At 76.7% G+C, this 7,437-nt stretch carries 9 protein-coding genes; 6 read left to right on the top strand and 3 right to left on the bottom strand.

Going from position 1 to position 7,437, the window contains the following annotated elements:
• The coding region (locus LPA27_RS13195; protein WP_228942725.1) for an ATP-binding cassette domain-containing protein at positions 1-728 on the top strand (728 nt) is incomplete at its 5' end.
• The gene (locus LPA27_RS13190) at positions 725-1,579 is read left to right on the top strand and encodes a serine/threonine-protein kinase (protein WP_228942724.1); all 855 of its coding nucleotides are present in this window, start codon (positions 725-727) and stop codon (positions 1,577-1,579) included. The genes LPA27_RS13195 and LPA27_RS13190, both read left to right, overlap by 4 nt.
• Positions 1,580-1,598: 19 nt before the next feature.
• Here the strand turns inward: LPA27_RS13190 and LPA27_RS13185 are convergent, their stop codons facing one another.
• Positions 1,599-2,246 (bottom strand): hypothetical protein, encoded by a 648-nt coding sequence (locus tag LPA27_RS13185; protein ID WP_228942723.1) that lies wholly within the window; start codon positions 2,244-2,246, stop codon positions 1,599-1,601.
• Positions 2,247-2,305: 59 nt separating this feature from the next.
• Between LPA27_RS13185 and LPA27_RS13180 the strand changes: the two genes are divergently transcribed.
• Entirely contained in the window at positions 2,306-3,616 is a 1,311-nt protein-coding gene (locus LPA27_RS13180; protein WP_228942722.1) for an isochorismate synthase, read from the top strand.
• On the opposite strand, the gene LPA27_RS13175 is transcribed toward LPA27_RS13180, so the two are convergent.
• Both LPA27_RS13175 and LPA27_RS13170 read right to left on the bottom strand, forming a co-directional pair.
• Positions 3,579-4,085: a GNAT family N-acetyltransferase gene (locus LPA27_RS13175; protein WP_193661976.1), complete on the bottom strand. Its 507-nt coding sequence runs from the start codon at positions 4,083-4,085 to the stop codon at positions 3,579-3,581. The genes LPA27_RS13180 and LPA27_RS13175 overlap by 38 nt on opposite strands.
• Before the next feature lie 11 nt (positions 4,086-4,096).
• Positions 4,097-4,738, bottom strand: a complete 642-nt coding sequence (locus tag LPA27_RS13170) for an MBL fold metallo-hydrolase (RefSeq protein ID WP_228942721.1) — start codon at positions 4,736-4,738, stop codon at positions 4,097-4,099.
• Between the two features lie 50 nt (positions 4,739-4,788).
• On the opposite strand from LPA27_RS13170, the gene LPA27_RS13165 reads away from it, so the two are divergent.
• From LPA27_RS13165 to LPA27_RS13155, 3 genes are read left to right on the top strand one after another with little or no spacing between them, the layout of a single operon-like run.
• The gene (locus LPA27_RS13165; RefSeq protein WP_228942720.1) at positions 4,789-5,319 is read left to right on the top strand and encodes a GNAT family N-acetyltransferase; all 531 of its coding nucleotides are present in this window, start codon (positions 4,789-4,791) and stop codon (positions 5,317-5,319) included.
• Positions 5,316-6,569: a cytochrome P450 gene (locus LPA27_RS13160; RefSeq protein WP_228942719.1), complete on the top strand. Its 1,254-nt coding sequence runs from the start codon at positions 5,316-5,318 to the stop codon at positions 6,567-6,569. Before LPA27_RS13165 ends, LPA27_RS13160 begins: the two co-directional genes overlap by 4 nt.
• Entirely contained in the window at positions 6,566-7,426 is an 861-nt protein-coding gene (locus tag LPA27_RS13155; RefSeq protein WP_056864835.1) for an NmrA family NAD(P)-binding protein, read from the top strand. Before LPA27_RS13160 ends, LPA27_RS13155 begins: the two co-directional genes overlap by 4 nt.
• Positions 7,427-7,437 lie beyond the last annotated feature (11 nt).

Raw genomic sequence — 7,437 nt, 5'->3', positions numbered from 1 at the left:
TGGACCTGAGCGCCGTGACCGTGCGCTACCCCGGCGCAGCACGCGACGCCGTCAGCGGGCTCGACCTGCACGTCGCGCCGGGCGAGCGGGTCGCGGTCGTGGGCGCCAGCGGCTCGGGCAAGTCGACCCTCGCGCGGCTGCTGACCCGTCAGGTCACCGCCGACGCCGGCGTGGTCGCCGTCGACGGCCACGACGTCGCCGACCACACCGCGACCTCCGTGCGCGCTGCGGTCACCCTGCTGCTGCAGGAGCAGCTGCTGCTCGACGCCAGCGTCCACGACAACATCGCCTACGCCCGGCCCGGTGCCACCCGCGCCGAGGTGCGCGCCGCCGCCCGGGCCGCCGACGCCCACGCCTTCGTGGAGCGGCTCCCCCAGGGCTACGACACCCGGATCGGGCAGCGCGGACGCACGCTCTCGGGTGGCCAGCGCCAGCGCCTCTCGCTGGCCCGCGCGCTGCTGCGCGAGAGCCGGGTGCTGGTGCTCGACGAGCCCACCACCGGGCTCGACCCCGACGCCACCCGACGGCTGCTGGAGGCCGTCACCGATCCTGCGCTGGGGCGCACGGTGCTGCTGCTCACCCACGACCCGCTCGCCCTGGAGTACGTCGACCGCGTCGTGCGGCTCGAGGACCTCGCCGACCACCCACCGGCCGACGCCGACCACCCACCGGCCGACCCGGCCGACCCGGCCGACACGGTGCCCGTCGCCGCGGCGGTGTCCCGGTGAGCGGGCCGCGCCCGGGCAGGCTCCTCGCGGGCGGTCGCGACGCCGTGCCGGGACCCGCGCCGGAGGTCGCCCCCGGCGAGCCGCTGCTGCCCGGCTACCGCGCGGTGCAGCGCCTGGCCCACGGACGCCGCCTCGACACCTGGGACGCCTACGACGAGGAGCGCGGCTGCCGCTGCGTGGTCAAGGTCGTGCGCGCCGACCGTCGCCACGAGCGCGAGGTCGTCGACGGGGTCCTGCGCGAGGGCCGCATCGTGACGACGCTGACCCACCCGCACCTGGTGCGCGGCTACGCCGTGCTCACCGACCCGCTCCCGGCGGTCGTGCTCGAGACCCTGCGCGGCGCCACCCTGGCCGCGGTCGTCGAGGAGGGCGCCCTGGGGGTCGAGGACACCGCCCTGCTCGGTCTGCAGCTGGTCTCGGTGCTGGGCTACCTGCACCGCCACGACTGGCTGCACCTGGACCTCAAGCCGGGCAACGTCGTGGTCGAGCACGGCAAGGCGGTGCTGCTCGACCTGAGCCTGGCCGCGCGACCCGGTGCGGGCCGCCCGGGCGCCGGCACCCCCGGCTACCTCGCCCCGGAGCAGGTCACGGGCGAGGGCCTCGCGCCCGCGACCGACGTGTGGGGGCTCGGCGTGCTGCTGCGCGAGGCGCTCAGCGGCGAGGAGCCGACACCCCCCGCGCGCTGGCGGGCGCGACGTACGGGCCCGGTGCGGGTGGCGTCCCACGCGCCGGCGGAGCTGGCGAGGCTGCTGGCGGCGTGCGGCGACCCCGACCCCGCGGGCCGCCCGCGGCTCGTCGACGTGCGCGCCGTGCTGGCGGCGTACGCCGACGACGGCACGCGCCTGCCCTGAGCGGGCCGGCGGGGCCCGGTCAGTCCTCGGAGCCGGCGAGGTCGTCGAGCACGGCCACGGCCTCCTCGGCGGTGATCCCGCCGCCCTGGATCCAGTACGTCGTGCCCTCGGCCCCCAGCTGGCAGGTCACGCCGGCGGGGTCGTCCTCGGGCACGGGCTGGCCGGCCGGCACGTTCTGCCCGTAGGTGAGCTGGCACACCGCGTCGCCGACCCGCTCGAGCTCGGTGGAGCTGCGGGCGAGGTCGAGCAGCGCCGGGTCGACCGGCAGGGCGCCGGGGATGAACAGCCCGGCGGGCACGCCGACCACGGCCACGGCCGCCTGGCGCTGCAGCGCCTCGTCGGCGTAGATGCGGACCTCGGCGGGGGCGTCGAAGACCTCGCCCAGCCGCTCGCCGGCCGACTCCTGGAGCTCGGTCTGGCGCTGCGTCAGCTCCTCGGCCTGGGCCGGGTCCTGGCCCTCGGGGGCCTCGACGCCGAGGTCGAGGGCCCGCAGGCCGCCCGGCAGCTCGTCGGGCAGGGCCGCGACGCCGTCGGCGCCGGAGAGCTCCTCGGCGCCGCTGTCGATCCTCGGCAGGACGACGGCGAAGACGACCATGAGGGCCAGCAGGACGGCGCCGAGGACGACGCCGGCGACGCGGGTACGAGCGATGGTGGGAGTGGTGGTCACGGCGGTGACGTTACCCACGCCTCGGTCGGGATCGCCCATCGGCTGAGTACCCTCGAGACGTGAGCACCAGCGAGACCTCCGGCGCGGCCGCGGACCGTCTGGCCGCCGGACCCCTGGTCGCTCGCACCGTCGTGGTCGAGCCGGGCCACGTCGACTCGCTGCTGTCCCTGCTGCCCGCGGACCGTCCGGTGACGTGGCTGCGTCGCGGCGAGGGTCTCGTCGGCTGGGGTGTCGCCGCCGAGCTGCGCACCGACGGGCCGACCCGCTTCGCCGACGCCGCGAAGTGGTGGTCCGAGCTGGTCGCGCGCTCGGTGGAGCACGACGAGGTCGACGAGCCGGGCACGGGCCTGGTCTGCTTCGGGTCCTTCGCTTTCGCCCACGAGCCGGGCGACTCCGTGCTGGTCGTGCCGTCGGTGGTCGTGGGTCGCCGCGGCGACCTGACCTGGGTGACGACCATCGGCCCGGCCGAGCAGGAGGGCGGGTCGCCCGAGCTGGACCCCGCCGACGACCCGGCGGTGCCGGTCGGGATCAGCTTCGTCGACGGTGCCCTCGACGGCGAGCGGTGGATGAGCGTGGTGGCCGACGCGGTGGCCCGCATCGAGGCCGGCGACCTGGAGAAGGTCGTGCTGGCCCGCGACCTGCTCGCCACCGCCCACGCGCCGGTCGACGTGCGCTGGCCGCTGCGCCGCCTGGCCGAGAGCTACCCCATGTGCTGGACCTTCCACGTCGACGGCATGTTCGGCGCGACCCCCGAGATGCTGGTGCGCCGCGAGCGTGGGCTGGTGACCTCGCGGGTGCTGGCCGGCACCATCCGCCGCAGCGGCGACGACCAGCGCGACCTGGCGCTGGCCGCCGCGCTGGCCCGCTCCTCCAAGGACCTCGAGGAGCACGAGTACGCCGTGCGCTCGGTCGCCGACGCCCTCGAGCCGCACTGCTCGTCGATGAACGTGCCCGAGGCGCCCTTCGTGCTGCACCTGCCCAACGTCATGCACCTGGCCAGCGACGTCGCCGGCGTGGTGCACGACGCGGCGACGGTCTCGTCGCTGCAGCTGGCCGAGGCGCTGCACCCCTCGGCGGCGGTCGGCGGCACGCCCACGGCGGCGGCCACCGCGCTGATCCACGAGATCGAGGGCATGGACCGCGGTCGCTACGCCGCGCCCGTCGGCTGGATGGACGCCTCCGGCGACGGCGAGTGGGGCATCGCGCTGCGCTCGGCGTCGGTGGACGGCTCGACCGTGCGCCTCTTCGCCGGCTGCGGGATCGTCGGCGACTCCGACCCCGAGTCGGAGCTGGCCGAGGCCCAGGCGAAGTTCGTGCCCGTGCGCGACGCCATCACGGCGACGGAGCCGTCGCCCCCAGCCGCAGGTTGAGCCCGATCGCCGCGGCGTTGTCGGGGTGGTGGAAGGTGCGCAGCCGGGTGTGGCCGCGCGAGCGCGCCCAGCGCACCGCCTCCAGCTTCATCGCCACCGCGAGCCCGCGGCCCCGACGCTCGGGCACCACGCCGGTCATCTCGCCGAAGGCGTAGCCCTCGAGCGGGCGCAGCGAGGTGACGCTGAGCCCCACCCAGTGCTCGCCCTCGACCGCGACGACCGCGCCGTGGGGGTCGTAGGAGGCCGCCGCGCACCGCTCGGGCACCCCCGCGGACAGGTCGGCGCCGGGGTCGTCGGCGGCGCAACGGGCCCAGAGCGCCTCCAGGCGGCGACGCTGCCGTGCGCCGTCGCCGAGGCGGGCCATCGTGGTGAGGGCGACCCCGGCGGCGGTCGCGGCGTCGAGGCAGGGCAGGAACGGCGTCTCGTCGAAGGCCGCGAGGTCGAGCTCGAGTCGCACCCAGGCGGTCACGGCCGCCCCGCTCAGAGGTCGGCGCCGTCGGGCAGCCGGGTGTAGGCGCTCCCGGCCGGCTCGAGGAAGCGGCGCAGGTGGCCGTCGACGATGTCGAGGCCTGCCTCGGAGTAGACGCGGTCGTGGATCGCCAGCACCCGGGGGGCGCCGACCTCGCGGGCGAAGTCGATGGCCTCGGCGGCCTTGAGCCACGGCGCGCTGACCGGGCAGAGCAGCACGTCGACGGGCTCGCCGGGCGGCGTGAGGGCGTCGCCGGGGTGGTAGACGCGCCGGTCGCCGCAGGTCACGACGTAGCCGCTGTTGTCGATGCGGGGCAGCTCCGGGTGGATCACCGCGTGGCGCTCGCCGACGGCGCGCACCGGGAGGCCCGCGGCGGTGAAGCGCTCGCCCGGGGCCACCACGACGAGCCGCTCGGCGACGTCGGGGGCCTCCGCGCGGATGCGGGCCGCCACCGCCTCGATCGTGACGACGGGCGCGTCGCTGAGGCGCAGGTGCTCGGCGAGGTAGTGGTCGGAGTGCTCGTGGGTCAGCAGCACCGCGCCGGCCCCGTCGAGGGCCTCGGCCGCGTCGGTGAAGACCCCGGGGTCGACCACCAGCGCCCCGCCGTCGTGCTCGACCCTCACGCAGGCGTGGCCCAGCTTGGTGATGCGCATGGCTCCCACCGTAGCCATCCCGCGACCCGGGTGGTCCCTACGATGCAGGGGTGAGCACGAGCAGCCCCCGACCCGCTCCCGCCGTGCGGCTGCGCCAGGCGACGCCCGACGACGCCGAGGCCCTGACCCACCTGCACCTCGACGTCTGGGACGACGCCTACACCGGGCTGGTGGAGCAGCGCGTGCTCGACGAGCGCCGCACCGACGTGCCGGCCCGGGTGGAGCGCTGGCGCGGCATCCTCGCCGGCCCGCGCGAGGAGCCGCTGTGGCTGGCGGTCGAGGTGGGCCCGGGCGGCGGCGAGGAGCTGGTGGGCTTCGCCAGCGCGGGCCCGGCGCGCGACGGCGACGTCGACACCGCGACCGAGCTGTGGTCGCTCTACGTGCGCGCCCGGCTGTGGGGCACCGGGGTCGGCTACGCGCTGCTGCAGGCGGCGATCGGCGACCGCGCGGCGTACCTGTGGGTGCTGGCCGGCAACGACCGCGCCATCGGCTTCTACGAGCGGCAGGGCTTCCGCCTCGACGGCACCGTCGACGAGCTCGACGACGGGCGCCACCTGCGCATGCTGCGGGCCGGCACGTGAGCGTGCTCGACCTGGGCGACCCGTCCTTCAACGTCACCTCCGCCGCGGTGCTCGAGGCCCGCGAGCGCGACTGGTACGTCGAGACCACGTGGGGCTGGGCCGTGCTGCGCCACGCCGAGGGCACCGCGGTGCTGCGCGACCGCCGCTTCGCGCAGGGCAACGCCCGCTGGCCGGCGCAGAACGGCATCCACTCCGGGCTCTTCTCCGACTGGTGGGCCGAGACGCTGCTCAGCCTGGAGGGCGACGACCACGCCCGCGTGCGCCGGCTGCTCGCCCCGGCCTTCCGCAGCCGCGCGATCGCGGCGATGCGCCCGCGCTTCGAGGCGTTGGCCCACGAGCTCGTCGACGCCTTCGCCGCCACCGGCCGCGTCGAGCTCGTCCACGACTTCGCCGAGCCCTACGCCGCGCGGATCATCTGCGTGCTGCTCGGCCTCGACGAGGCGCACTGGCCGCAGGTGGCCCGCTGGGCCGACGACCTGGGGGCGTCGTTCTCGGTCGACGTGGCCGCCCGGCTCCCGCGCATCGAGGCCGCGCTGGAGGGGCTGACCGGCTACGTCGACGAGGTGGTCGCCGACCGGCGGGCCCGGATCGCCGCCGGCTCGGCCCACGGGCCCGGCGACGGGCCGGACGACGGGCCCGGCGACGGGCCGGAGGACCTCGTGACCACGCTCGTGCGCGCCGCCGACGACGGCGAGCGGCTCACCGGGCGCGAGCTCAGCGTGGCGCTGGTCTTCCTCGCCTTCGCGGGCATGGAGACCACCCGCAACCAGATCGGCCTGGCCGTGCAGACGCTGCTGGCCCACCCCGACCAGTGGCGGCTCCTGGGCGAGCGCCCCGACCTCGGCGCCGCCGCCGTCGAGGAGGTGATGCGGGTCAACCCCACGGTCACCTGGGTGACCCGCGAGGCCCTCGAGGACGTCGACCTCGGCGGCCTGCGCGTGCCGGCCGGCGGCATCGTGCAGGTGCTCTCCCACGCCGCCGGCACCGATCCGGCCGCGATGGCCGACCCCTCCTTCGACATCGAGGCCCAGGCCCGGCGCGAGCGGCCGCCCCACGCCGGCTTCGGCGCCGGGGTGCACCACTGCCTGGGCCACTTCGTGGCGCGCACCGACATGGCCGTCGCCCTGCCCCTGCTGGCCCGCCGGCTGCCCGGGGCCCGCCCCGACGGTCCCGGCACCTGGCTGCCCGTGTCGGGCAACACCGGCGCGCTCCGCTTCCCGATCCGCTTCGACGTCCAGGAGGACGCATGACCGACCTGACCCGCACCGTGGGCGTCACCGGCTCGACGGGGGCGCTCGGCGGCCTCGTCACCGCGCAGCTCGCCGGCGCCGACTTCCGCCTCGACCTGCGCCTGCTCGTGCGCGACGCCTCGCGTGCCCCCGACGTCGACTGCGACGTGCGCGAGTGCACCTACGCCGACCACGCCGCGTCGCTGGAGGCCCTGCGCGGGGTCGAGACCCTCCTCATGGTCTCCGCGGCCGAGGCCGTCGACCGGCGCGAGCAGCACCGCACCTTCGTCCGCGCCGCCGCCGACGCCGGCGTGCGCCACCTCGTCTACACCTCGTTCGCCGGCGCCGACCCACAGGCCACCTTCACCCTCGGCCGCGACCACCACGACGCCGAGACCGCGATCCGCGAGGCGGCCGCGGAGACCGGCATGGGATTCACGTTCCTGCGCGACAACTTCTACGTCGACGTGCTCCCGCTCTTCGCCGACGAGGCCGGCGTCATCCGCGGGCCCGCGGGCGAGGGCCGGGTCGCCGCCGTGGCCCGCGCCGACGTGGCCGACGTCGCCGCCACGGTGCTGCGCGACCCGGCCGCCCACGCGGGGGCGACGTACGTGCTGACCGGGCCGGAGGCGCTCACCATGACCGAGGTGGCCGCCCGCGCCGGCGCCGTCCTGGGCCGCGAGCTGCGCTTCGAGGACGAGGGCGTGGAGCAGGCCTACGCCTCGCGGCGCGCCGCCTACGACGCCGAGGACTGGCAGCTCGACGCCTGGGTCAGCACCTACACCGCCATCGCCGACGGGTCGTGCGCCCGGGTCACCGACGACGTGCGGCGCGTCACCGGCCACGACGCCCGCACCCTCGAGCAGGCGCTCGCCTGAGCCGCCGCAGG

The organism is Nocardioides sp. Leaf374 (assembly GCF_916862475.1).
In the GTDB taxonomy this organism is placed as follows: Bacteria; Actinomycetota; Actinomycetes; order Propionibacteriales; family Nocardioidaceae; genus Nocardioides; species Nocardioides kribbensis.
The sequence above is the reverse complement of the archived record's forward strand: the minus strand, read 5'-3'. Positions and strand labels throughout refer to the sequence as shown.